Here is a 23,796-nt window from a genome sequence, read left to right as displayed (position 1 = left end):
GGAAAACATGGCTCGATCATCCCGCAAGATCATCATCACCTGTGCCATTACCGGCGGCATCCATACGCCGAGCATGTCCGCTCACTTGCCGGTCACCCCGGACCAGATCGCCGCCAATGCCATAGAAGCGGCCGAGGCGGGGGCCGCGATCCTGCACCTGCATGCCCGTGATCCGCGAGACGGTCGCCCGACGCAGGATCCCGCAGCCTTCGCGCGCTTCCTGCCGCGGATCAAGCAGGCGACGGATGCGGTCCTGAACCTGACCACCGGCGGAAGCCCGACGATGACCATCGAGGAGCGCCTTCGGCCGGCACTGGAATTCGCCCCTGAAGTCGCCTCTCTCAACATGGGATCCATGAACTTCGGCCTCTATCCCATGCTCGACCGCTACCGGGATTTCCGGCATGACTGGGAGCCGGCCTACCTGGAAAAGACCCGCGACATCGTCTTCAGGAACACGTTCAAGGACATCGAGCACATACTGGCCGATTGCGGCGGCAACGGCACGCGCTTCGAGTTCGAATGCTATGACACGAGCCACCTCTACAACCTCGCTCATTTCCGCGACCGCAACCTGGTCCGCGGCAGGCTGTTCATCCAGACGGTCTTCGGCATCCTGGGGGGTATCGGAACCCATCCGGATGACGTTTCGCACATGAAGCGCACCGCCGACCGGCTATTCGGCGATGACTATGTCTGGTCCGTGCTGGGGGCCGGGCGCCACCAGATCCCGGTCGCGACGATGGCCGCGGCGATGGGCGGAAATGTCCGTGTCGGACTGGAGGATTCGCTCTGGGACGGTCCCGGAAGGCTCGCGACCTCCAATGCCGTCCAGGTCCGCCGCATCCGCCAGGTTCTCGAAGGACTGGGACTGGCGATCGCCACGGCGGCCGACGCCCGCGAGATGCTCGCGCTGAAGGGCGCCGATCGCGTCAATTTCTAGCGGCGGCAAAAGGGAAGGCGGCCCTCGCCCGACAGGGGCGGGGCTTGAGATGAGCGTCACGGCAGGAGCATCGATTGAACGCGGAAGACATCAAGACGGTGACCGTGGTCGGGACGGGCATGATCGGCGCCAGCTGGACATGCCTTTACCTGGCGCACGGGCTGGACGTCGTCGCGACCGACATCCGGGACGGCGCCGAAAGCGAACTGGAGCGTGCGGTCGAACGCTGCTGGGCAACGCTCCCCGAAGCCGTTCTGGAGAAGAAGAAGCGCGGCAGGCTGAGCTTCACCGCCGATCTCGCCGAGGCATGCCGGGGAACCGGCTTCGTTCAGGAAAGCGCTGTCGAAAGGATGGAGGAGAAGATCGAGCTGATGCGCCGGATCGATGCCGTCACGTCCCCGCAGGTGGTGATCGCCTCCAGTTCCTCCGCGATCTTGGTGAGCGACATGCAAAGCGCCTGCGCCCATCCGGAAAGGGTCGTGCTCGGTCATCCCTTCAACCCGCCGCATCTGGTTCCTCTCGTCGAAGTCGGCGGAGGGGCAGGGACGGAACGGACCGCACTGGAAATCGCCGAGCATTTCTACCAACGCCTGGGCAAGACGACGATCCGGCTGGAAAGGGAAATCTACGGACACGTCGCCAACCGCCTGCAGGCCGCCATTTTCCGCGAGGCGATCCACCTGCTGGAAAGCGGCGTGGCCTCCGCCGAGGATATCGACCGGGCCGTCACCGATGGCCCCGGTCTGCGATGGGCCTTGATGGGACCCCTCCTGACCTACCGCCTCGCCGGCGGCGACCGGGGCATGCAGGGCTTCTGGGACATGTTCGCGCCGATGCAGGACAGGCTCTGGTGTGAACTCGGAACCCCGCTGCCCGACGAACCCCTCCAGAAACGCGTCACGGCGGCCGTCGAGCTCGCCTATGCGAAATGCCCGGTCGAAACAGCGGTTCGCGACCGCGACACGAAACTCCGCCAGATCCTCGCAATCCGGCAACCGGAAAGCCAAAGATAACGGCGGGCTCTCTGAAGCGGTGGTGATGGGGGAGGTATCAGATTCATGCGACTGTTGAGGTAAAGACCCGGGTGCGCGGCGACGCCTAATCAGACTACCGGCCCGCCAACCGTCAGTGGAGTCCGCCGCAAGCCGTGGAACTGCCGGCCGGCGGCACGCGGGTCATCCCTGTTCCCGTAGCGCCGCCTCGACTTCGCCGTGCGGGACGTCGCGTACCGCGTTCTGTTCCCGCACGATCCGCCAGGTGCCCTCCTCGCACCGCCAGACGAGGGCAGAGCGTGCACGGATGCTGCTGACCTCGCCATCCGGCCGCTCCAGTCGAGCAACGAATTCGAGCGTGGTGGCGGCCAGGTTTCCGCCGAGGAGAACGTCAGGCCCGTCGGTGACGGCGTGCCGGGCACTTTTCAGGGCGTTGAAGGGACCCTCCCGGAAGCTGCCATATTCGGCCACGCTCCGCGCCACCCGGTGCCGGGGATCGGAGCTGTCGTAGAGATGCAGGTCTTCGCGCCTGGAATAAAGATGATCGAACCTCTCCGCGAAGACGAAGCAGCCATCCGTCTCGCGACGCTCCCAACCTCGGAGGATCCACTCGCGATGCAACTGCCCGGGTCCGTCCGCGAAAGCGGAGGTCGAACATGCGGAGTCGATGATCCACAGCGCTCCAATGATGCTCATCTGGCGACCTCCCGGGGCGACCTCGTTCCGGAGATCGGGTCGGAGCAGACGCCTCGGCCTGCGCACGCGCATCACGGTCCCGGAACAAGCCGCACTTTACTCCCGCCTGCATTCCATCCGGAATGACATAATTGCCTCCGTTTCTGCCCCGGCGAGAATCCCTATTGCGCAAACGGCGCCCGCGCCTGGAGCGTCGCGAGATCCTCGATCACCAGTCCCGAGCGGGCGTGGGCGATCCGGCTGCATGGGTGGAAGGCGTGCGGATAGGGCCGATGACTATCCAGGTCCTGCTCGAGCAGTGCGTGGAAGCCTCTCGTAAAACCGAGTCTCGGATAGCGGCGCAGGAGTTCTGTCATATCGGCTGTCTCGATCTCGATCCCGGGAAAGCCGACGACGTCGTAGGTAATGCCGAACTGCACGGCCTGGCTCGTCCCGCTACGGAAGAAGTTCATGTCCCAGGTGTGCAACGCTATGTCGTCCCAGACATTCTGGGCCATAATATTCGAAACTCCCTTTTCCGTGAGGAAGCCGCGCGCGGCATTGGCGCTCTCTATCTCGAAGCGGTGCGGGCCGCGGGCGTGCTCGGTGAGACCGAGGTCGTGAAAGACGGCCGAGAGGAACAACTGTTCGCTGTCGATCTCGATTGTGCTGATCCGGGCGTAAAGTTCTCCAAACCAATAGCAGCGCATGACGTGGTTGTAGAGCATGTCGCCTGAGACGTCGCGGGCAAGCTCTCCGGCCTGTCGCACGATGCTGCTGTCCGGCATCCTGATATCAGCTAGCATGGCGCCCTCCTTCGTTAGGCCGTGCAGCAGCCGGAGGTCCCACGCGGGGAGGGCCTGCACTGCGGTCCCGACGGTATCCCACGACGGGGTCGATGTCCGAAATGACATAATTCGCACATTTCCCGCCAGGCAGGGCCGGGCTGGGCCAGGCGGAGGACTGCGCGTCAGCGCGGGTCGCGCAGGTATTCCCTGGAAATGCGCCGGAGCGCCTGCGGAGACTGACCGAAGTGCCGTAGAAAGGCGCGGCGCATGCGCTCCGTGTCGCGCAATCCGACGTCGCGCGCGATGGTCTCCATGGGTTCGCGACTGTCCTCGACCATGGCGCGAGCCGCCTCCGCCCGAAGGCGCTCGATGGCCCGTGCCGGAGTCTCGCCGGTCTCCTGCACGAACAACCGGGCGAACTGCCGGCTGCTGATGCATGCCACGTCGGCGAGGCGATCGACGCGCAAGTCGTCGTGGAGGTGCTCGCGTGCATAGGCAAGGGCGAGCCGGATCCGGTCCGATGCAGGCTGGAGATCGAGGATGGCCGAAAACTGCGACTGTCCGCCGGGACGGCGATGATAGACGACCATGTCCCGCGCGACCAGTTTGGAGATGTCCGGGCCGACATCGGCCTCGATCAGCGCGAGGGCAAGGTCTATTCCCGCCGTGATCCCCGCGGAGGTCCAGATCTTCCGGTCGTTTACGTAGATGCGGTCGCCATGGGCGGTCACCTTCGGGTAGCGCGACTGCAGGAGCGGCGCGAGCCTCCAGTGGGTCGTGACGCGATGTCCGTCCAGGATGCCTGCTTCCGCGAGGTGAAACGCGCCCGTGCAGATGCTTGCCATCCGTCGCGCGGTCGGTGCGAGCGATCTCAAGAGGTCGACGGTACCGGGCTCGGCGCTCGCCTGTTGCGCCTTCGGTCCGCCGACGACGATGATGGTATGGGCATGCTTTGCCCGGCTCGCTGCCGCGGCCTCTATCGACAGCCCTGCCGAACTGGTGACGGGTCCGTCGGCGCTCGACACCACATCGATCTCGTAGGCGGCCTCGTAGTTCAGACGCGCCAGATTGAAGGCGCAGAGCGGCCCGCTAAGATCGAGCAGCTCGAGGCCGGGCGCGACGACAAATGCGATCCTGCAGGTCATGGCATCCGGCTCCCCCTCAGGTGTGCAGAGCTACTGGCAAGGCCCGGCTGCACAGCCTCAAAAAATGGACTCTCGAGTATTTCGCCGGACATGTCCAATAGCCCGGCGCACTGATATGTGGCCGTCGTTCCTCCGTCCCTCGGCCACGGCGTCCGTTGCGGGATGAAATACCCGTCCCCCTGGCGGGTCCGCTTGCGTCAGTCATCGCCCCGCAACTGCCTGCCCACGGTCTCGCCGTCCATCAGGAACCACATTTCCGCAAAGCGGCCGTCGCGGATACGGTAGGAACAGAATTCCATGAAGCTGACCCGCCGACCGGTGGGTTCATGCCCCATGAACGTCTTGGTGGGCGTGCCCGTATTCTGCAGGCGCGCCGCGATCCGGTCCTCGACCACGAAGAGCTCCTCGACGTTCCATCGGTAGTCCGGAACGGCGTCCACGATCCCCCGCTGGGACGCGAGTACTTCGGCTCGCTCGTGGGCAGCGCCGTTCATCAGAACCTTTTCCTGGATGAGCCCTGCGACGAGATCGAACTCGCGCGCGTTGATGGCAGCGATGTAGCGCGTGTAGAACTGGGCAAGATCGGAATCGGGCACTGGTTCCTCTCCTCTAAACGGTGGTCGGGCCCGCGACGATCGCGGACCCTGCCTGCGTCAGACCGGGAGGCCGAAGCGCTTCGCCACGGTCTCGAAGTACTGCTCATCGGTGAGAGCGTCGCGTTCCGCGATCGTTCTGAATGCGTCTTCGCCGGCGGGAAAGCGCAGCTTCTGCCCCTCGTCGGTGGCGGCCGCGAGGATCTGCTCCGCGATCAGTTCAGGCGGGGAGGCGATATCCGTGAGCCCGCCATAGATCTTCATCGCCGAATCGAGGAGGGGCTGATAGTCGGCGATGACCGGTTCGTTGCTGACCGCCAACGAGCTTACGAAACGGGACTTGATCGCGCCGGGTTCGACGAGCCTCAGATGGATGCCCAGCGATGAGAGTTCGAACCGCAGGGCGTCAGTGATGCCTTCCATCGCATATTTCGAGCCGTGGTAGAGCGATCCGAATGGAAGCGTCATCAGGCCGCTGTTGGAGGTGATGTTGACGATGGTGCCGGCCTTGCGTGCGCGAAAATGCGGCAGGACCGCCTGCATCACCTGGAGCGGGCCGAACACGTTTACTTCGAATTCACGGCGAATGGTCTCGATCGGCGTCGCCTCGAGCGGACCGAAGGCGCCGAAGCCGGCATTGTTCACCAGCACGTCGATGCCGCCGAACCTCTCGATGCCCGCCTGAATCGCCGGGGCGATCGATGGCGCGTCTTCGACGTCGAGGCGCGTCACCAGCACGCGGTCGAGCTCGTTCAGTTCGCTCTCGGCGGACGGCTTGCGCATTGTCGCAACGACGTTCCAGCCCTTGCTCTGGAAGAGCTTCGCCGCCGCGCGGCCGAGGCCGGAGGACGTGCCGGTGATAAGAACAGTCTTCTCCATGGGTCTTTCCTTCAAATTGATCTGGTTATGATTCTGGGTGTCGACCATCCCCAGGGCTGACCAAGGCAGAGAACGACGGGGATCGCCCCCAGCCACAAGTAACCTGCTTTCCAATCCCCGGTCCGACACGAACTTAATTATGCAGCGATCATTTCATAATAGACATGGGGGCGTTGCATTGCGCCGTCAAGGGATTATATAACGATCGATGCAGAAATTATCTGAAACCCCGAAGCTGGCGCCGCGCCGCCCTGGTCGCCCGCGCGCGTTCGACCGGCAACGCGCGCTCGCCACGGCGATGCGGCTGTTCTGGGAAAAGGGTTATGAGGCGACCTCGATCTCCGACCTTACTGAGGCGCTGGGGATCGGGGCAACCAGCCTCTACGCCGCCTTCGGCTCCAAGGACGCGCTCTACACCGAGGCGCTCAGCCATTATTGTGAGACGAACGGGGCGCTTGCCTGGGGCCGCTTCTCCAGTGCGGCCACCACCCGCGAAGCCATATCGGCCTTCCTGGAAGATTCAGCTGCGGCGCTGACCGGCGCGGTCGCCGACATCCCGCGCGGCTGCATGGTGACGCTCGCCTCGGTCGGAAGCGAGGGGCACGAGACGCTCGGGGAGCTGGTGCGAAATGCGCGCGCGGAGACGCTTGAGAGGCTGATGACGCGCCTGCGTCGCGGTGTGGAGGAGGGCGATATCCCGAGATCGACCGACCTGCATGCCCTGGCCCGTTTCGTGCAGACGGTGCAGAACGGGATGTCGATCCTCGCCCGCGACGGCGCCACGACCGCCGAACTGGAGGAGGTGGCGAAACTCGCCATGCAGGGATGGGACGCCCGCCTGAACCAGGGCAAGCCCACGGTCGAGTGACGATGCCGCATTTCGAGACCTGCCGCTGACGTAAGCGACAATCGCTTTAGGCGAAGAAAAATAGATATGGGCTGGACCCTCGTGCTCGAAACGGGACCCGGCAACGTCCTTTGGGCCTTGGGGGTGAGCGGGGACCCAGATGTCGAGCGGCATCCTTATCCTTTCTTTATCCCCCTCGCGCGTCTTCCCAATCGAAGCCTGACCTGAAGTTCCCTTAATCCTGTGGCGTATCAACAGGAGAAACGGACATGTCCGACTTCATCTTCCTCGCGCTCGGCGGCGGCACTCTTCTCGTGCTTGCGTTTTACGCCCGCGCGCTCGATCGCTTGTGAGGCGCAGAAATGCTTGAGCCTCTCTTCGGTCTCCTCGTCGCCATCGCCCTCGGCATCTACCTCGTCGTGACGCTCCTGCGTCCCGAGCGCTTCTGATCGGGAGCAGATCCATGACCCTTGTCGGATGGCTGCAGATCAGCCTCCTTTTTCTCGCAGTTCTCTTGGTCGTCAAACCGCTCGGCCTCTACATGGCGCGGGTGTTTTCCGGCGACCGGACCTTTCTTTCGCCCGTTCTCGGCCCCCTGGAACGCGGGCTCTACCGTGCTGGCGGTATCAATCCGGAAAAGGAACAGGGCTGGCTCGGCTACACATTCGCCATGCTTGCCTTCTCGCTCGCCGGCTTCATCGCGCTCTATGCCATGCTGCGGCTGCAAGCCTATCTTCCGCTGAACCCGCAGGGCTTTCCGGGAATGGCGCCGGATCTTGCGTTCAACACCGCGGTCTCCTTCGTCACCAACACCAACTGGCAGAACTACGGGGGCGAAACCACGCTCAGCCATTTCTCCCAGATGGCAGGGCTGACCGTGCAGAACTTCCTGTCGGCGGCCACCGGCATGGCGCTTGCGATCGCGGTCACCCGCGCACTCGCCCGTTCCAAGGTATCGACGCTCGGTAATTTCTGGGTCGATATGATGAGAGCCACCCTCTACGTGCTCCTGCCGCTCGCCATCGTCGTTGCACTCGCCTTCGTGGCGATGGGCCTGCCGCAGACGCTCGACGCCGCCGTCACCGCGACGACGCTCGAAGGCACGGACCAGGTGATCTCGCTCGGACCCGTCGCCTCCCAGGAAGCGATCAAGCAACTCGGCACCAATGGCGGCGGCTTCTTCAACGTCAATGCTGCCCATCCCTTCGAAAACCCGAGCGCCTGGTCGAACTATCTCAACATCTTCGCCATGCTGTCGATCTCGGCGGCGATGGTCTACACCTTCGGCCAGATGGTCGGGAACCGGCGCCAGGGCTGGGCGCTGATCTCGGCGATGGCCATCCTGCTCCTGGCCGGGGTCGCCGTTACCTACTGGGCCGAGGCGCAGGGCAATACGATCCTGACGGCCATCGGCGTCGACCCCCTGCCTGGCAACATGGAAGGCAAGGAGGTTCGCTTCGGCCAGGCCATGACGGCGCTCTATGCCGCCGTCACTACCGGTCTGTCTGATGGCGGCGTCAACGGCATGCATGGTTCCTTCACCGGCCTCGGCGGCCTCGTGCCGATGTTCCTGATCCAGCTCGGCGAAGTGCTGCCGGGCGGCGTCGGCTCGGGCCTTTACGGCATGCTGGTCTTCGCCCTCCTTGCCGTCTTCGTCGCCGGCCTGATGGTCGGGCGCACGCCGGAATTCCTCGGCAAGAAGATCGAGGGGCGCGAGATGAAGTTCGCCATGCTCGCGGTGCTGATCCTGCCGCTCGTCATCCTCGGCTTCACCGCCGTCTCGGCCATGCTGCCCTTCGCGGTGGCAAGCATCGGGACATCGGGGCCGCACGGCCTGTCGGAAATCCTCTATGCCTATACCTCGGCGGCCGGCAACAATGGCTCGGCCTTCGGCGGGCTGACCGGCAACACCGCCTGGTACAACACGACGCTCGGCATCGCGATGCTGCTCGGCCGGTTCGCCTATGTCGTGCCGGTCATGGCGATTGCCGGATCGCTTGCCGCCAAGGTGAAGGTTCCCGCCTCCGCCGGCACCTTCCCGACAGACGGCCCGCTCTTCGTCGTGCTCCTGATCGGCATCATCCTCATTCTCGGCGGCCTGCAGTTCCTGCCCGCGCTGGTGCTCGGCCCCGTCGTCGAACACTTCGCCATGCTCGCCGGCCAGACCTTCTGAAGGAACCATCATGTCAAAAGACCAAACAGCTCCCGGTCTTCTCGATCCGTCGATCCTGTTTCCGGCGATGCGGGATGCCGTCGTCAAGCTTGATCCGCGCAGGCTCCTGCGCAACCCGGTCATCTTCGTGACCGAAGTCGTCGCCGCCGTCGTGACGATACTCTTCCTCCGCGACCTTGCCACAAATCCGCAAGAGGCGGGGTTCTCCGGCCAGATTGCCGCCTGGCTCTGGTTCACGGTCCTCTTCGCCACCTTCGCCGAGGCGGTTGCCGAGGGTCGCGGCCGTGCCCAGGCCGACAGCCTGAAGAAGACCAAGTCCGAACTGGTCGCCCGCAGGCTGGATGCCGACGGCAAGACCGGGACGATCCCCGCCTCCGGTCTCAAGGTGGGCGATGTCGTGCTTGTCGCGGCCGGCGAACTCATTCCCGGCGACGGCGAGGTGATCGAAGGCGTGGCTTCGGTCAATGAGAGCGCCATCACCGGCGAGTCAGCGCCCGTCATCCGAGAATCCGGCGGCGATCGGTCGGCGGTCACGGGCGGAACCCAGGTGCTCTCCGACGAGATCAAGGTGAAGATAACGGTAAAGCCCGGCTCCGCTTTCGTGGACCGCATGATCGCGCTGATCGAGGGCGCCCAGCGGCAGAAGACGCCGAACGAGATCGCGCTCTCCATCCTCCTTTCGGGCCTGACGCTGGTCTTCCTCTTCGTCTGCGTCGCGATCTGGGGGCTCGCCGGCTATTCCGGCACCGTGCTCTCGGTCACGGTGCTGGCGGCACTTCTGGTCACGCTGATCCCGACCACGATCGGCGGCCTGCTCTCGGCAATCGGCATTGCCGGCATGGACCGCCTGGTGCGCTTCAACGTGATCGCCACGTCCGGCCGCGCGGTGGAGGCAGCCGGGGACGTCGATACCCTCCTCCTCGACAAGACCGGCACCATCACCTTCGGCAACCGCATGGCAAGCGACTTCATCGCGGCACCGGGCGTCACCCCGACCGAACTCGCTGACGCGGCCCTTCTTGCCTCGCTTTCCGACGAGACGCCCGAGGGACGCTCGGTGGTGGCGCTGGCGACAGGTGAGTTCGGTGTTCCCATGCCGAGGGTCGACTTCGATTCGGTCATCGGCTTTACGGCCGAAACGCGGCTCTCGGGCGTCGACATCGGTTCGCGCCGCCTGCGCAAGGGCGCCGTCGATGCGGTGCTGAAATTCGCCGGCATCACCGAAGAGGACGCGCCAATCGAGTTTCGCCGGGCCGTCGACCAGGTCGCTCGCACGGGCGGCACGCCGCTTGCCGTCGCGGATGGAGAACGGCTCCTCGGCGTCATCCATCTCAAGGATGTCGTCAAGGCCGGCATCAAGGAGCGTTTCGGAGCGCTCCGCGCCATGGGCATCCGCACAGTCATGGTGACCGGCGATAATCCGGTGACCGCGGCCGCCATCGCGTCGGAGGCGGGCGTCGACGATTTTCTCGCCCAGGCGACCCCCGAAGACAAGCTCGCCTATATCCGCCGCGAGCAGCAGGGCGGCCGGCTGATCGCCATGTGCGGCGACGGCACCAATGACGCGCCAGCGCTCGCCCAGGCCGATGTCGGGGTTGCCATGCAGACCGGCACGCAGGCCGCCCGCGAAGCGGCCAACATGGTGGATCTGGATTCGAGCCCGACCAAGCTCATCGAGATCGTCGAGATCGGCAAGCAGCTCCTGATGACGCGTGGTGCGCTTACGACCTTCTCGATCGCCAACGACGTCGCCAAGTATTTCGCCATCATCCCGGCGCTGTTCGTTGCGACCTATCCGGCGCTCGAAGCCCTCAATATCATGGGCCTCGCATCTCCGCGGTCCGCCATCCTTTCCGCCATCATCTTCAACGCACTGATCATCGTGGCGCTGATCCCGCTGGCCCTGAAGGGCGTCGCCTATCGCCCGGCGGGGGCCGCGTCGCTGCTTCGCCGCAACCTCCTCGTTTACGGCGTCGGCGGGCTGATCCTGCCCTTCGCCGGGATCAAGGCCATCGATCTCGCCGTCAGCGCCCTCCATCTGGTGTAGTCATGTTCAAATACCTCAGACCCGCCCTTACACTCGTCGCCGCACTGACCGTCATCACCGGCCTTGCCTATCCGCTGGCGATCAACGGGATCGCACAGGCCCTGATGCCGGCAAAGGCCAACGGCAGCCTGATCGAACGCGACGGAACGGTCGTCGGCTCGGCCCTCATCGGCCAGGCCTTCGCCGCGGACCGGTACTTTTGGCCGCGGCCGTCTGCAACCGGTCCCGGCCCCTACAATGCGGCGGCTTCGTCCGGATCAAACCTCGGCACGACGTCGGCGAAGCTGAAGGACCGCGTCGCGACCGATGTCGCCCGGCGGGCGGAGGCGGGCTTTTCCCGTCCGCTTCCCGCCGATGCGGTGACCACATCCGGCTCCGGTCTCGACCCGCATGTCACGCCGGCCTTCGCGCAGGCGCAGGTCCCGCGTGTCGCGCAGGCAAGGGGGCTGGAGCCGGCTGCCGTCGCCTCGCTCGTTGAACGGCAGACCGAAGGTCCGGCCTTCGGGGTTGTCGGCGAAGCAAGGGTCAATGTGCTAGAACTCAACCTGGCCCTTGATGCCCTCATGATGTGAGCTGGTGAATGGCGGATGACGACCGCAGAAACGACAGGCGTCCCGATCCCGATGCCCTGCTTGCCCTGGCGGAGAACGACCGCCGGGGCAAGCTGACGGTCTTTCTGGGTGCGGCTCCCGGCGTCGGCAAGACCTATGCGATGCTGCAGAGGGCAAGACGTCTCAAGGCCGACGGCGTCGATGTCGTCGTGGGTCTCGTCGAAACCCACAGTCGCGGCGAGACGGCTGCCCTGCTCGAAGGGCTCGAAGTCCTGCCCCGGCGAAGGGTCTCCCACCGTGGCCGCATGCTGGAGGAATTCGATCTCGATGCGGCGCTTGAAAGGCGGCCGCGCATCGTCATCGTCGATGAACTAGCCCATACCAATCCGGAGGACGGCAGGCACCCCAAGCGATACCAGGACATCGAGGAACTGCTCGCCGCCGGCATCGGTGTGTGGACGGCGGTCAACATCCAGCATCTCGAAAGCCTCGCCGATCTCGTCGCCCAGATCACCGGGGTGACCGTGCGTGAGCGCGTGCCCGACATCGTCCTGAAGCGTGCCGACGAGGTCCTGGTCGTCGATCTCCCGCCATCCGAACTGATCGAACGGCTGAAGGAGGGCAAGGTCTACCTGCCCGAAAGCGCCGGCCGCGCCGTCGATCGCTTCTTCCGCCTCGGCAACCTCACCGCGCTTCGCGAACTGGCACTCCGGCGCACGGCCGACCGCGTCGACGACCAGATGGTCGATTACCTGAAGCAGAACGGCATCGACGGGCCCTGGGCTACGGGCGAACGGCTGCTGGTTTGCGTCGGCTCCGATCCCCTGTCGGAGAAGGTGGTGCGCGTGGCAAGCCGGCTCGCCTCGGGTCTCAATGCTCCGTGGCTCGTCGTCTCGATCGAGCGGGCGGACCGCGAGGTCGAGACGCCGGAACTCGTCCAGCGGATCGAAACGCTCTTCCGGCTCGCCGAACAACTGGGCGCGGAGACGCGACGCGTCATCGGCAACGACTTCGTCGACGAGATCCTGAAGCTCGCGCGGCGGGAGCACGCGACCCAGATTGTGATCGGTACGCGCAGGCGAAGCCGCTGGCAGAAGCTCTTAACCCGGTCGCTGCCGGACGCCCTGTCGCGGAGCGCCTCGGGGATCGGCATCCACATCGTCACGCCCGACGCCCCGACCGGCGAGATACGACGCGCTTCGTTCCGGAAGCCGAAGGCGATGTCGCTCCGGCAATCGGCCTGGTTTGCGCTGGGGTTCGTCGGACTCGCCGCAGTGATCGGCAAGGGCATCGACCTGTTTGTCGACTTGCCGAACATCTCGCTGCTTTTCCTGCTCGCAGTCCTCGGGGCGGCCGTGACCGGCGGATACGCTGCGGCCTTTGCCGCGGCCGCCTTATCGGCGCTGGCTTACAATTTCCTCTTCATCGACCCCTTGCACACCCTTGCGGTCGCCACCCCGCACGAGGTCTTCGCGCTTCTCGTCTTCTTCGCCGTGGCGATGATCGCCGGCGGCTTTGCCTCGCGCATCCGGGAACAGGCCGAGGTGGCGCGGGTGCGGGCAAGGGCGCTGCAATCGCTCTACGATTTCTCCCGCAAGCTCGCCAGCACCGCCAGCGGCGAGGATGCGATATGGCTCGCCGTGTCGAAATTGCAGGCGACCCTGAGGCGCAACGTCGTGCTGCTCGTGCCGCGCGCCGGTGACCTCGGCGTCGCCGCCGCCTGGCCGCCGGATACGGAGCTCGACGTGACCGACCTGACGGCTGCCCGATGGAGCTTCGACAAGCGGGAGCCGGCGGGCCACGGAACCGGCACGCTGCCGAACAGCCGTTTCGAGTTCCGTCCCCTGCTTGGGCCGCATGGCATCGTCGGCGTCTGCGGGGTCGAACATGCCGGCGCGCGTCTCGACCAGAATGCCGAACGCGCGCTGACCGCCATCCTCGACCAGACCGCGATCGCGCTCGACCGCGCGCGGCTGGCGGATGAAACGGTGGAGCAGGCCGCAAGGCTCGAGGGCGAGCGGTACCGCGAGGCCCTGCTGTCCTCGATCTCGCACGATCTCCGCACGCCGCTCGCGACGATCACCGGTGCCGTTACCGGGCTTCGCCAGTTCGGGGAGAAGATGGCGCCCGAGAACCGCGACGACCTGCTGCAGTCGATCGAGGAGGAGAGTGGCCGCATGAGCCGCTTCATCGCCAACCTCCTGGACATGACCCGGATCGAGGCCGGCACGCTGATGCCGAAACGCGACTGGGTGGATGTCGCCGACGTCGTGCAGTCGGCCGTCGAGCGCACGCGAAGACACGCACCCGATCGCCGCATCGAAACCGGCATCGCGCCCGACCTGCCCCTCATCCGCGGCGACAGCGTGCTCCTGGGGCAAGTGTTGTTCAATCTGCTCGATAATGCCGTCAAATATGGCGGCCGCGACCCCGTGAACGTCTATGCCCGTCGCGACGGCAAGGATGTGATGATCTCGGTCACTGATCTGGGAAAGGGAATCCCATCGCAGGATCTGGACCGCGTCTTCGAAAAATTCTATCGCGGAGGGAAGACGGATGGCCGCGCGCCCGGTACCGGGCTCGGGCTTTCCATCGCCCGCGGCTTCGTCGAGGCCATGGGCGGCAATATCCATGCGGAAAGCCCGGCCTTGAAAAAGCGGGGCACGCGCATCGTCTTGCGCTTCCCTGAGATCGAAGAGCCGAGGGGCGAGGCCCGATGAACCAGTCGCGTATCCTGGTGGTGGACGACGAACCGCAGATCCAGCGCTTCCTGAACCCATCGCTCAAGGCTGCCGGCTATGACGTCGTGGTGGCCGGCACCGGCGCGGAAGCGCTGAAATCCGTTGCCACCCAGGCACCTGATCTCGTCATCCTCGATCTCGGCCTGCCCGACATGGACGGCAAGGAGGTGATCGCGAACCTGAGGGGCTGGTCGGACATCCCGATCGTCATCCTCTCGGCCCGTGACCGCGAGAGCGAAAAGATCGCGGCGCTCGATCTCGGCGCCGACGACTATGTCGAAAAACCGTTCGGCATCGGCGAACTGACTGCCCGGATCCGCACCGCACTTCGCCATCGCGGCCGCCGCGATGCGATCCCGGTCGTGATGGAAATCGACGGCCTCGGCATCGATCCCGTCAGGCGGCTCGTCTCGCGAGACGGACAAACCGTGCACCTGACGCCGAAGGAATACGACCTGCTGCTGCTGCTCGCGCGCCATGCCGGCCGGGTCGTGACCCACCGCACCTTGCTGACCTCCGTCTGGGGCCCGGCCCATGGCGACGACCTGCATTACCTCCGCGTCTTCATCGGCCAGCTGCGGCAGAAGATCGAGCGCGATCCGACGCAACCGAACATTGTCCGCACGGAACCGGGCGTCGGCTATCGGATGGCCGAGCCGGAGTGAAGCCGCCCGATCACCGGCCCGGATAGGGCGACGAAAAGGGTGATTTCAGCCGCCGGCCCAATGCAACGTCCACCTGGAACAGGGTTTGGTCGCCGATCAGGACCGGGATGGGTGCCTTGCGGTCGATGCGGGCAAAATGGGGTTCTACGGCCTCAAGACCGCGCGTTAAGGTGCCGGGGCGACCGATGAACAGGACGTCGCGGCCGAGCCATTCGACCGAGTCGGCGAGAAAGGCGAATCCGCGAGGGTCATCGCCAATCGCGATAACTGTCGCGCGTGACCCCAGGACCTCGGCGAGGCGCGCGGCATCGATCCAGCGGAAGGCAACGACAAGTGGGCGCTCCTTCGGCATGGTCGTTCGTTGAGATGTCGTCGGAAGCAGGCCTCGCTCCGTCAGGCTGTCCGCGAGCCCGCGCCAGGTCATCGATTCCTGCAGGAAGGTGCCGAGCCCGAGACGCGCGATAACGGTGGGCGACGGCGGGGCGAACCGGATCAGCGTCACGGCGACAATGACGAGCGCAAGCAATGCTGCCGCGGTGGCGGCGAATGACCTTGCCAGACGACTGGGTTTGCGATGGCGGGTTTCAAGCTCCGCGATGGCGTGGCCGAGCACCGGCAACAGGAAGAGCCAGCCCGGCATCTGCCAGTGGGGCAGGGCAGCACCACCCCAGAGTGGCACCATGGTGAAGACGACGATCGTCGGCAGGCCGATCGCCGCCAGTAATGCCGTTGGGCCGCTCCGGCTATCCTCGGCCCGAAGGCGCCAGGACAAGGCGGCGATCGAAGCGACCAGCGTCCATGGGCCGAGATAGGCCAGTTGCCCAAGCAACGCGCGGGCGAACCCCGCCCAGTCCGGGCCGTCTGAACCAAACCCGCGCGACGATTGGAAAGAGAACGAGACCCAGTCATGTTCGGCGTTCCAGAAGAGGATCGGCGACACCGTGGCCCCCGCGATCGCGATTGCCAGCCAGGGTGCCGACGTTTTCAGCTGGCTTCGATGCGGTGTCGCGAGAATGAAGGCGGCCGCCCCGAGGGCGAACAGGAGGGCATGGTATTTCGAAAGCCCGGCAAGTCCGAGGGTCAGTCCGGCAGCCAGCCAAAGGCGTCGTCGACGCGCCGGCTCGGACGCGGAATAGAGGATCTGGTCGAGCAACCAGGCCGTCAGGGCAAGAAACAGCAGCAACGGACCGTCGGGCACCATCCAGCTTCCCGCCGAAACGAGGAAGAACGGCGCCAGGCTCAGCGCCAGCCCCATCCACAATCCGGCCCTCGGCCCCCACCTGCGAAAGGTGAGATCGAACATCACCAGGCTCGTTACGGTGAAGGCGAGGACAAAGGGCAGGCGCAGGACGACAACAGGCACGTCGTCGCCCCAGAACGGCTGGGCCAGCTCGCGCATCGCCTTGACCCACCAGAAGGCCATCGGGGGGTGGTCGAACCAGGAGAGCTGCCATTGCCCGGCGACCGCCATGGCGTAGGCCTCATCGACGCCAGGATCGAGCAGCGCCGCGAGACCCAGTCGGACAAGCGCGCCAGCCACAATGATGATCGTGGCGGCTCGCAGCAGAGCGGCGCGATCGTCCAGATCGTGCGCCATGGAAGGAGGGGGCCCGTCGCCGGCGGGACGGCCGAAGGGGCGGCGGGGATCGTCGGTAGCGTGACGGGCGGTGAATTCCGCGGTCATCTTACGCGCCATGTGAGTGCGGACGTAATGACGTAATTGAAGACGGCCCCCATGCAGGCGCCCGCAAGACCTGCCAGCCACCACCTGGACGAATGGTCGTGGAGGAGTTGCCCGATGCCCACATTTGCAATGACGCCGATGCTGCAGACCACATAGAACGAGGCGAGACCGAAGATCAGCCGACGGCCCTTCAGCCTGCGGTCCCGGTAGGTCAAGGTATTGTTGAGGAAGAAGTTCCCCGTCATCGCGACATAGGCCGCCGTCATCTGCGCCAGCCAGAAGGCGAGGCCGCATGCCAGCGCCGCCTTAAGGGTGATCAGGTGCACGACGACGCCGGCTCCGCCGATGAGCGAGAACAAGAGGAAGCGGAGCGAGAAGACATCGCCCGTCGATTTGGCGAGCAGCAGACCGAGATATTCGACCGCCACGAGATTATCGAGCTTGGAAACGCCGTTCTGACGTGCGCGGAAGCGAAACGGTATCTCGCTCGTTCGCAGCGGGGTGGGCGTCGAAGCGAGGATGTCCATCAAAATCTTGAAGCCCTGGGTGGAAAGGCGCGGGGCGAGCGCTTCGAATACCGGGCGGCGGATGGCGAAGAACCCGCTCATGGGATCGCTGACGTCGATTTTCAGCAGCGTTCGCGCCAGGCGTGTTGCCACGCGGCTCCCTGCAAGACGCGTGCTCGAAAGACCGTCCGAGGCGCCGCCCTCAGCGCCCGGGACATCGCTGAAACGGCTCGCGATGACGAGATCGTCGCCGGACCGGATGCGCCGAAGCATCTCCGGCAACAGCGTCTCGTCATGCTGCAGGTCACCGTCCATGATGACGACGACGGGCGCCGACGAGGAGAGCATGCCTTCGATCGAAGCACCGGCAAGGCCGCGCCTCCCGAGCCGGCGGACGCAGCGCACCCGCGCATCCCGGTCTGCAATGGCCCTTACACGATCGGTCGTGCCGTCGGGGCTGTCGTCGTCGACGAATATCACCTCCCATGAGATGCCGGGCAACGACCTGTCGAGGGCGTGGATCACAAGATGCACGTTAGCGGCTTCGTTGAATGTCGGGATGATGATTGACAGTTCCGGCGGCCGGCGGCCGGGTTCCGATGCCGGCTGCCCAACAAACCCGCAAGCGAAGGAAGCCTGAATTATTTCAGGCTGTTCGCTTCCTGAGACGCTGTGCACCACGCATGCCGACGGCAGACGGCGATCACATGGAAGCAGGCGTGTGGCATCGCAACCGGATGCTCCCCGGATCACCGGGTAGTGGGTGCGCACTCGTCCGACTGTCATTTCCTGCTGAGCGAATGGATGGTCTTCCTGCGAGCCTGTAAACGGCGGTATGGCCATAGTCGCGCCTGCCCTGAGAGTTCAGACGTCGTTATAGGATCGCGCTTTCGACCGGTGTGCTTGGTCTTGTTGAGAAACATTACGAAACATGAAGGGCCGGATGGCGGCCGTGTCCATCGACAGGCCAAGGCTCAGGTCTGCGAGCCTATGTCGTTTTACACGGCGTTCCCGGCCTCACCCGGCGCGGGCAAGATCATCGGCCGACGGCTTCGAGACGATATCGCTCGCCGTGCCGCCTTCGGCCGGAAAATCCATCTGTGCCGCAAGCCCGTGCGGTGTTCTGTTCAGGAGTTCGATCGTGCCGCCGTTGGCCCGCACGATGTCTTCGACGATCGAGAGCCCGAGACCGAAGCCGCTACGATCCGACGTCGTTCGAGCCGTGCTGGCCTTGAAAAACGGTTCCAGCACCCGCGTCCGCAAGCTGTCGGGAAGGCCCGGACCGTCGTCGGCGACAATGATCCGCACGGTGCCGTTTGGGAGGATCGCGAGCTCCACCGTGATTTCATGCGCGAACTTGGTGCCGTTCTCGACGAGGTTGGTGATCGCGCGCCCCAGTGATCGCGGCTTGCAGCGATAGGCGAAGCGCTCCGGGCCGACATACCTCACGTTGAAACCCACATCGGAGAAGTCCGAACAGACGGTCGTCAACAGGCTGGGGAGGTCGGCATTGACCGGCTTTTCGGTCGCCGTTTCCTTGCTGAGATAGGTGAGCGTATCGTTGATCATGTCGCTGAGCGCGGCGATATCCTTCAGGAGTGCTGCCTTCAGTTCCGGCTGGGTGGAGCGCTCCGCCCGCAGACGCAGCCGCGTCAGCGGCGTCCGGAGGTCGTGGCTTATCGCGCGCAGCATGCGCGTCCGGTCATCGATCATGCGGCGCAGGCGACTGCGCATGTCGTTCAGCGATCGCGCCAGCGTTCGAATTTCGGCTGCGCCGCTTTCCTTGAAAGGCCGGTCAGGCCCGTCGTCGGGCTTCAACGTCTCCGCGGCCTTTGCAAAGTCGAGGAGCGGCGCAGAAATCACCCGCGCCGCATAAAGCGACAACAGAACCACCGGCAGGACGAGGACCATCATCTGCAGAACGACGTTGACCTGCTGGTCGCTGATCCAGGCATCGGGAGGAGGTGGCGCTGGAAGAAACGCCAGGGCCCGGTCGGCGTCGATCGCGACGACGAGCACGTCGTGAAGTTTTCCGTTGGGGGTCTCCCCGCGAAAAGCGGTGGTGAAACTCTCCGGCAGGTTCTCCTGCACAAGGTGGCGGACCTCATCGACGAAGATCGTCGTGTCGCGCCTTGAAAGCTCTTCCGCCGCGACCTCTTCGACACGAAGCCCCGTGCTCGACGTCGCCTGAAGAATGGCTTCCATCTGTTCCGGGGAAGTGGCGGCGCGAACCTGGTCGACGACGGTCTCGATCTTCAGCGCCGTCGCGCGGGCATAGGAAACACTCTCCAGGTCTTCGCGCAACAGCCAGTCGGAAATCGCTCCTAGGATGAGGAGGCCGCCGATAGGGCCGATGGCGAGCGCCGCGATCTGCCGGCGGAGAGTGGACATTACCCCACCTCGACTTTCGGGGTGAACATGTAGCCACCCAGCCGTACCGTCTTGATCACGGTCGGCTCGCGGACATTGGGTTCAATCTTCTGCCGGACGCGGCTGATGTGAACATCGATGCTGCGTTCGACCGGACCCGCAAGCCCGGCATGGGTCAACCGGAGCAGCTGTTCGCGCGTCATGACACGACCCGGATTCTGGCAGAATGCCAGAAGGATGTCGAACTCGGCCGTCGTCACGGAGACGTGCACCCCGTCCGGATTGACCAGTTGCCGGAGGATGGAATCGATCTGCCAGCCGGCAAATCGCATTGCCGTGGGCTGCTGGGGTTTGTCCGCCCCATAGGAAGCGCGCCGGAGGAGCCCCTTTATGCGCGCCATGAATTCCCGCGGATGAAAGGGCTTGGTAATGTAGTCGTCCGCGCCAAGCTCGATGCCGACCACGCGGTTGATCTCGTCGCCGAGGGCCGTGAGCATGATAATGGGCACGGTCGAGGAGGCCCGCAGCCGGCGGCAGATACTGAACCCGTCCTCTCCCGGCAGCATGGCGTCGAGCACGATCAGGTCGAAAGTCTGCTTCCTGAGTGTCGCGTCCATGTTGGCGGCGGAGCCGACCGCAACAGCCTCAAGGCCATTTTCCGTCAGCATCTCGATCACCATTGCCGCAATCTCCTCGTCGTCCTCGACGAGGAGGACGCGAGGCACCGTCTCTGGCGCGACGAGATGTTGAGCGGTCATGGGTCATCTCTGCAATACGCTTGATGGGTTCAAGAACGTACATTGTTGCAAAACCGCGCCGAAAGTCACGAGGTGAAGTTGTTTTGATATGTTAAGCGAGACCGGAGGTCGCGACGGTTGCTCAGGCCTTTATGCCGAAAAGTTTTTCGGCATTCCGGTAGGCGATTTTTTCCTTGGCCTCGCGTGGCAGGTCCACTGCACGAAACCAGTCGGTGCCTTCCTTCATGTTCGCAAACGGGTAGTCGGTCGCGAACATCACCCGATCCACGCTGATATACATCAGCAGGAGGTCGAGCAGCTCGTCCTGAAAGAATGCGCTGGTGGTGAACCAGAAATTGTCGTAGAAATACTGCTCGAAGGGCTTGTTCAGCGTGCTTTTGGTCACTTCCCCCATCTTTTCCACCACGCGCTTGTAGAAGAAGGGAAGGCCTTCGCCCATGTGGCCGATAATGATCTGCAGCTTCGGGAATCGGTCGAAGACGCCGGACGTGATCATTCGAAGGCATTGGGTAACGACTTCCTGGTGCCACCCGTAGGCCGAGATGCTGAGAACCTGGTCCTGGTGCTGCCGCTGATATTCCGGCCGCATATTGCTGTAGTAGATCTGGAAGACTTCGTCGGGTGGCAGGCCCGGATGGATGTAGATCGGCACGTCGAGGATTTCGGCACGCGCCAGCAGGGGCTCGAAATCGGGATGGTCGAGAAATTTCTTCCCGATGATCCCATTGGTCAGGCACCCCAGGAAGGCATCTTCCTGAACTGCGCGTTCCAGCTCGTCCGCCGAGGCCTCCGGGTTCTGCAGCGGCAGGGTCGCAAACGCCTGGAACCGCCCCGGATAGGCGGCCATCGGTCCATCGGCGATCATCTTGTTGAGACGATAGGCAAAGTCGATGCCTTCCTGACCCGGGACATTCTGCACGCCCGGCGTATGTGCGGAGAGGACTTGGACGTTGATCCCCGCCTCGTCCATTGCATGGATGCGGCGCGGCCCGATTTCGGCGAGACCGGTATCCTCCAGGAACAGCCGGTCGTTCAGTTCCATCAGTTCACGGGTCGAAAACGTCTCTTCCGTGCCGATGAACAGGAGGTCTCTGTCGCGCGCCGAAATGTCCGAAGTCTCTTTGGCGGCGGCGCGGGCAATGATGGCGGGCGCCGACAATCCTGCCCCGAGACCGAGCGCCGCGCCAAGTGCGACCGCGCCACCCAGAAAATTGCCGCGTCCCATCACCAGTTTCTCCAGGGGGTTAGCCACGAGCTTCATCTCAGTTTCCACTCCGATGGTTGCGCAGTTTCAGTGCGGCTTTCGGCTGAAAGGGAATTCAGCTCGACCCTGACGCCAATGTAACCTGCCGCGCCGCGGGTCAGGCTACATGCCGCCGGTCCCTTCGCGATGCTGGATTTGGCGAGACTACGTCCCATCGTCGTTGGTTTGGGTCTTCTCTTGTTAAGAGATGTTGCGGGCGATGCGACGACCGGTCCGCGGCAGCCATGGGCGATACCCGTCGGCTGACGTCCGGGGGAGCTTGTGAGGCGGCTCTTCTTCAGGGCAGGGGGCGTCGACCTGACCCTTCCGTCGTCGATCGTGGAGGCATCGGAAGGCCGCTTCCTCAGGCCGGGAACACGATCTTGGAATAGGCGCCTCCGTCGCGGTTATTGCCCACTTGCAGCTGCGCATCATGCCCTTCCGCAATTGCCTTGACGACCGTGAGACCAAGACCTGAACCCCTGATGCCCCGGTCGTTGAGGCTCTCGCTTCGCCAGAACATGTCAAAGGAGGAGTGCTGCACGTGGGAGGGCAGTCCCGGTCCTTTGTCCTGGACGGAAATGAATGACCGCCCTTCCTCGTCCACACCGGTGTAGACGTCGATAGGGCCGAAATCGCCCGCGTATTTGCGCGCGTTTTCCAGGAGGGCCAGCAGCGCCTGGCGGAATCGGTCCGGATCGATCTTCGCCGGCGCGGAGCGAAGATGGGTTCGCAGATCGATAGCGTCGCCTGCGGAGGTCTGGAAGAGGGTCACCGTGTCGGAAACATGAAGGGCGAGGTCGGTCGTCGTCGTCGCCGTGACGAAGTTGCCGGTGCCTGCCAGCGACAGGGTATTCAACTGGTCCACGAGACGGGAGATTCCCTGGGTCTGCTCCAGGAGAGCCCGCACTCGCTCCTCGGTGGCCGCAAGTACACCATCGGCCATGCCCTGCAGATTGCCCTGAAGCACGGTCAGCGGCGTACGCAATTCGTGTGCGACGGCGCGGGTGTTGAATTTCAGGCGGGTCTCCAGCGCCAGCAACTCGCTGGCCATTCGATTGATCGTAACCGCAAGGGTTTCCACTTCCTTGGTTGCACCGGGTTCCACCGTGACCTGAAAATCGCCCTGTCCGATCTTTTCCGCGGCAGCCGTCAGGCGGGTCAGCGGTGCGACGATCCGGTAAGCGAGCACCACCCCTATTCCGCTTGTGAAGACGATCAGGATGGAGCCAAAGGCCAGAACGCCCTCGACAGCCGTCGCGTCGGTGGCGTCCTCCAGATACGGATAAAGCGGCGCCAGGGCCGCGAGAGCTCCGGGATCGGGGATCTCGCCATCGTTGATGCTCACCCAGGCGGTCTTTGCATCAGGAGGGAGAGTTTCCAGTGCCACCGCTTCGGCATGGTCGATATACCAGTCGACCAGGATGTAGAGGAGCGCGATCGTTATGAGCTGGATGACGGACACCAGCGCGGCTGTCATCGTTGAAAGCGCCGGTCTAGACACCTGTCGACCTCGCGAAACGATACCCAATACCTCGGACGGCCTTTATGTACCCTTCCTGACCACGCTCCGCCAGCTTTCTCCTCAGATTGGCGATATGCGTATCGATGGTTCGGTCGAAGGCTTCACTTTCGGGCAGGCAGACGTCCAGCAGCGATGCTCTTTCGAAAGTCTTGAAGGGAGCGCGTAGAAAGCAGACCAGAAGACGAAATTCCGTGGCCGTCAGCGGCAGTTCGAAACGGCCGCTCTCCGTTACCGCAATCGCCATGTGCGATTCCAGTTGGACTTCTATTTCCTCGTATCGGATGACCTCGTTGCGGGTAACGCCGGTGGCGCGCTTCAAGACTGCGCCCACCCTCGCCACGACTTCCTGCGGGTTGAACGGTTTCGTAACGTAATCGTCCGCGCCCAGCCTCAGACCCAGCAACTTGTCCGTGCTGTCATCCATGGCCGACAGGAATATGACCGGTACGACGGAGTTCCCCCGGATCTTCGCAAGAAGATCGAAGCCGTCGATGTCCGGCAGGCCCACATCGAGCAGGACCAGGTCCGGCCGAAGCGTCTGGAGATGCTTCAGCGCGGTCTGGCCCGTCGATGCCTTGATCGTCCTGTAGCCGGCCCTGCCGAGATATCTTTCCAGGAGAAGTGCTATTTCGTCGTCGTCCTCGACGACCAGCACGAGAGAAGAAATCATG

The 23,796-nt window shown here is 64.2% G+C and carries 21 protein-coding genes; 9 read left to right on the top strand and 12 right to left on the bottom strand.

Going from position 1 to position 23,796, the window contains the following annotated elements; genetic code table 11:
* Positions 1 to 7: 7 nt before the first annotated feature.
* Together ACWGPT_RS14340 and ACWGPT_RS14335 are read left to right on the top strand one after the other, a co-directional pair.
* On the top strand, positions 8 to 943 hold the full coding sequence (locus ACWGPT_RS14340) for a 3-keto-5-aminohexanoate cleavage protein (RefSeq protein WP_452606290.1): 936 nt from the start codon (positions 8 to 10) through the stop codon (positions 941 to 943).
* A gap of 74 nt (positions 944 to 1,017) precedes the next feature.
* Complete coding sequence (locus ACWGPT_RS14335) at positions 1,018 to 1,956, top strand: 3-hydroxyacyl-CoA dehydrogenase NAD-binding domain-containing protein (protein ID WP_452606289.1); 939 nt, start codon at positions 1,018 to 1,020, stop codon at positions 1,954 to 1,956.
* Between the two features lie 162 nt (positions 1,957 to 2,118).
* Here the strand turns inward: ACWGPT_RS14335 and ACWGPT_RS14330 are convergent, their stop codons facing one another.
* The 5 genes from ACWGPT_RS14330 to ACWGPT_RS14310 form a co-directional block, all read right to left on the bottom strand.
* Positions 2,119 to 2,631 (bottom strand): YybH family protein, encoded by a 513-nt coding sequence (locus tag ACWGPT_RS14330; RefSeq protein WP_452606288.1) that lies wholly within the window; start codon positions 2,629 to 2,631, stop codon positions 2,119 to 2,121.
* Positions 2,632 to 2,792: 161 nt separating this feature from the next.
* The gene (locus ACWGPT_RS14325; RefSeq protein ID WP_452606287.1) at positions 2,793 to 3,416 is read right to left on the bottom strand and encodes a metal-dependent phosphohydrolase; all 624 of its coding nucleotides are present in this window, start codon (positions 3,414 to 3,416) and stop codon (positions 2,793 to 2,795) included.
* Positions 3,417 to 3,580: 164 nt separating this feature from the next.
* A complete protein-coding gene (locus ACWGPT_RS14320) occupies positions 3,581 to 4,543 on the bottom strand; it encodes a GlxA family transcriptional regulator (RefSeq protein WP_452606286.1) in 963 nt (320 codons plus the stop codon).
* Positions 4,544 to 4,740: 197 nt separating this feature from the next.
* Positions 4,741 to 5,139 (bottom strand): ester cyclase, encoded by a 399-nt coding sequence (locus ACWGPT_RS14315; RefSeq protein WP_452606285.1) that lies wholly within the window; start codon positions 5,137 to 5,139, stop codon positions 4,741 to 4,743.
* 57 nt (positions 5,140 to 5,196) lie between these two features.
* Entirely contained in the window at positions 5,197 to 6,015 is an 819-nt protein-coding gene (locus tag ACWGPT_RS14310) for an SDR family oxidoreductase (protein ID WP_452606284.1), read from the bottom strand.
* A 208-nt stretch (positions 6,016 to 6,223) separates the two neighbouring features.
* Here ACWGPT_RS14310 and ACWGPT_RS14305 point away from each other — a divergent pair, with 208 nt between their 5' ends.
* The 7 genes from ACWGPT_RS14305 to ACWGPT_RS14275 all read left to right on the top strand — a co-directional run bounded on the left by ACWGPT_RS14305 (position 6,224) and on the right by ACWGPT_RS14275 (position 15,039).
* Positions 6,224 to 6,883, top strand: coding sequence for a TetR/AcrR family transcriptional regulator (locus ACWGPT_RS14305; RefSeq protein ID WP_452606283.1), 660 nt, complete (start codon positions 6,224 to 6,226; stop codon positions 6,881 to 6,883).
* Between the two features lie 341 nt (positions 6,884 to 7,224).
* Positions 7,225 to 7,311, top strand: a complete 87-nt coding sequence (gene kdpF / locus ACWGPT_RS14300) for a K(+)-transporting ATPase subunit F (protein WP_377293109.1) — start codon at positions 7,225 to 7,227, stop codon at positions 7,309 to 7,311.
* Positions 7,312 to 7,325: 14 nt separating this feature from the next.
* Positions 7,326 to 9,035, top strand: coding sequence for a potassium-transporting ATPase subunit KdpA (kdpA, locus tag ACWGPT_RS14295; protein WP_452606282.1), 1,710 nt, complete (start codon positions 7,326 to 7,328; stop codon positions 9,033 to 9,035).
* Positions 9,036 to 9,045: 10 nt separating this feature from the next.
* On the top strand, positions 9,046 to 11,082 hold the full coding sequence (kdpB, locus tag ACWGPT_RS14290) for a potassium-transporting ATPase subunit KdpB (RefSeq protein ID WP_452606281.1): 2,037 nt from the start codon (positions 9,046 to 9,048) through the stop codon (positions 11,080 to 11,082).
* Between the two features lie 2 nt (positions 11,083 to 11,084).
* A complete protein-coding gene (kdpC, locus tag ACWGPT_RS14285; protein WP_452606280.1) occupies positions 11,085 to 11,654 on the top strand; it encodes a potassium-transporting ATPase subunit KdpC in 570 nt (189 codons plus the stop codon).
* A gap of 8 nt (positions 11,655 to 11,662) precedes the next feature.
* Positions 11,663 to 14,353: an ATP-binding protein gene (locus ACWGPT_RS14280; protein WP_452606279.1), complete on the top strand. Its 2,691-nt coding sequence runs from the start codon at positions 11,663 to 11,665 to the stop codon at positions 14,351 to 14,353.
* Positions 14,350 to 15,039 carry a response regulator gene (locus tag ACWGPT_RS14275; protein WP_452606278.1) on the top strand — a complete coding sequence of 230 codons (690 nt, stop codon included), beginning with the start codon at positions 14,350 to 14,352 and terminating at the stop codon, positions 15,037 to 15,039. The genes ACWGPT_RS14280 and ACWGPT_RS14275 overlap by 4 nt, the downstream gene beginning before the upstream one ends.
* A 10-nt stretch (positions 15,040 to 15,049) precedes the next feature.
* On the opposite strand, the gene ACWGPT_RS14270 is transcribed toward ACWGPT_RS14275, so the two are convergent.
* The 7 genes from ACWGPT_RS14270 to ACWGPT_RS14240 all read right to left on the bottom strand — a co-directional run bounded on the left by ACWGPT_RS14270 (position 15,050) and on the right by ACWGPT_RS14240 (position 23,795).
* Positions 15,050 to 16,723 (bottom strand): ArnT family glycosyltransferase, encoded by a 1,674-nt coding sequence (locus ACWGPT_RS14270; RefSeq protein ID WP_452606277.1) that lies wholly within the window; start codon positions 16,721 to 16,723, stop codon positions 15,050 to 15,052.
* Positions 16,720 to 17,802: a glycosyltransferase gene (locus ACWGPT_RS14265; RefSeq protein WP_452606416.1), complete on the bottom strand. Its 1,083-nt coding sequence runs from the start codon at positions 17,800 to 17,802 to the stop codon at positions 16,720 to 16,722. Before ACWGPT_RS14265 ends, ACWGPT_RS14270 begins: the two co-directional genes overlap by 4 nt.
* A gap of 444 nt (positions 17,803 to 18,246) precedes the next feature.
* Positions 18,247 to 19,620, bottom strand: a complete 1,374-nt coding sequence (locus tag ACWGPT_RS14260) for an ATP-binding protein (protein ID WP_452606276.1) — start codon at positions 19,618 to 19,620, stop codon at positions 18,247 to 18,249.
* Complete coding sequence (locus ACWGPT_RS14255; RefSeq protein ID WP_452606275.1) at positions 19,620 to 20,357, bottom strand: response regulator; 738 nt, start codon at positions 20,355 to 20,357, stop codon at positions 19,620 to 19,622. Before ACWGPT_RS14255 ends, ACWGPT_RS14260 begins: the two co-directional genes overlap by 1 nt.
* A 121-nt stretch (positions 20,358 to 20,478) precedes the next feature.
* On the bottom strand, positions 20,479 to 21,618 hold the full coding sequence (locus tag ACWGPT_RS14250; RefSeq protein ID WP_452606274.1) for an amidohydrolase family protein: 1,140 nt from the start codon (positions 21,616 to 21,618) through the stop codon (positions 20,479 to 20,481).
* Positions 21,619 to 21,964: 346 nt separating this feature from the next.
* Entirely contained in the window at positions 21,965 to 23,080 is a 1,116-nt protein-coding gene (locus ACWGPT_RS14245; RefSeq protein ID WP_452606273.1) for an ATP-binding protein, read from the bottom strand.
* 16 nt (positions 23,081 to 23,096) lie between these two features.
* On the bottom strand, positions 23,097 to 23,795 hold the full coding sequence (locus ACWGPT_RS14240; RefSeq protein WP_452606272.1) for a response regulator: 699 nt from the start codon (positions 23,793 to 23,795) through the stop codon (positions 23,097 to 23,099).
* Position 23,796: the final 1 nt, after the last annotated feature.

The sequence above is a fragment of the Pseudorhizobium sp. NPDC055634 genome (genome assembly GCF_053618655.1).
Note: the sequence above shows the minus strand (reverse complement) of the source record. Positions and strands in the feature narration are given on the sequence as shown.

Coding starts and splice junctions, on each gene's coding strand:
- ACWGPT_RS14275 (WP_452606278.1), top strand. CDS start 14,350: ATGAACCAGTCGCGTATCCTGGTGGTGGACGACGAACCGCAGATCCAG.
- kdpA (WP_452606282.1), top strand. CDS start 7,326: ATGACCCTTGTCGGATGGCTGCAGATCAGCCTCCTTTTTCTCGCAGTT.
- ACWGPT_RS14280 (WP_452606279.1), top strand. CDS start 11,663: ATGGCGGATGACGACCGCAGAAACGACAGGCGTCCCGATCCCGATGCC.
- kdpC (WP_452606280.1), top strand. CDS start 11,085: ATGTTCAAATACCTCAGACCCGCCCTTACACTCGTCGCCGCACTGACC.
- kdpB (WP_452606281.1), top strand. CDS start 9,046: ATGTCAAAAGACCAAACAGCTCCCGGTCTTCTCGATCCGTCGATCCTG.
- ACWGPT_RS14245 (WP_452606273.1), bottom strand. CDS start 23,080: ATGACAGCCGCGCTGGTGTCCGTCATCCAGCTCATAACGATCGCGCTC.
- ACWGPT_RS14325 (WP_452606287.1), bottom strand. CDS start 3,416: ATGCTAGCTGATATCAGGATGCCGGACAGCAGCATCGTGCGACAGGCC.
- ACWGPT_RS14240 (WP_452606272.1), bottom strand. CDS start 23,795: ATGATTTCTTCTCTCGTGCTGGTCGTCGAGGACGACGACGAAATAGCA.
- ACWGPT_RS14340 (WP_452606290.1), top strand. CDS start 8: ATGGCTCGATCATCCCGCAAGATCATCATCACCTGTGCCATTACCGGC.
- ACWGPT_RS14270 (WP_452606277.1), bottom strand. CDS start 16,723: ATGACCGCGGAATTCACCGCCCGTCACGCTACCGACGATCCCCGCCGC.
- ACWGPT_RS14305 (WP_452606283.1), top strand. CDS start 6,224: ATGCAGAAATTATCTGAAACCCCGAAGCTGGCGCCGCGCCGCCCTGGT.
- ACWGPT_RS14255 (WP_452606275.1), bottom strand. CDS start 20,357: ATGACCGCTCAACATCTCGTCGCGCCAGAGACGGTGCCTCGCGTCCTC.
- kdpF (WP_377293109.1), top strand. CDS start 7,225: ATGCTTGAGCCTCTCTTCGGTCTCCTCGTCGCCATCGCCCTCGGCATC.
- ACWGPT_RS14320 (WP_452606286.1), bottom strand. CDS start 4,543: ATGACCTGCAGGATCGCATTTGTCGTCGCGCCCGGCCTCGAGCTGCTC.
- ACWGPT_RS14250 (WP_452606274.1), bottom strand. CDS start 21,618: ATGAAGCTCGTGGCTAACCCCCTGGAGAAACTGGTGATGGGACGCGGC.
- ACWGPT_RS14330 (WP_452606288.1), bottom strand. CDS start 2,631: ATGAGCATCATTGGAGCGCTGTGGATCATCGACTCCGCATGTTCGACC.
- ACWGPT_RS14310 (WP_452606284.1), bottom strand. CDS start 6,015: ATGGAGAAGACTGTTCTTATCACCGGCACGTCCTCCGGCCTCGGCCGC.
- ACWGPT_RS14260 (WP_452606276.1), bottom strand. CDS start 19,620: ATGTCCACTCTCCGCCGGCAGATCGCGGCGCTCGCCATCGGCCCTATC.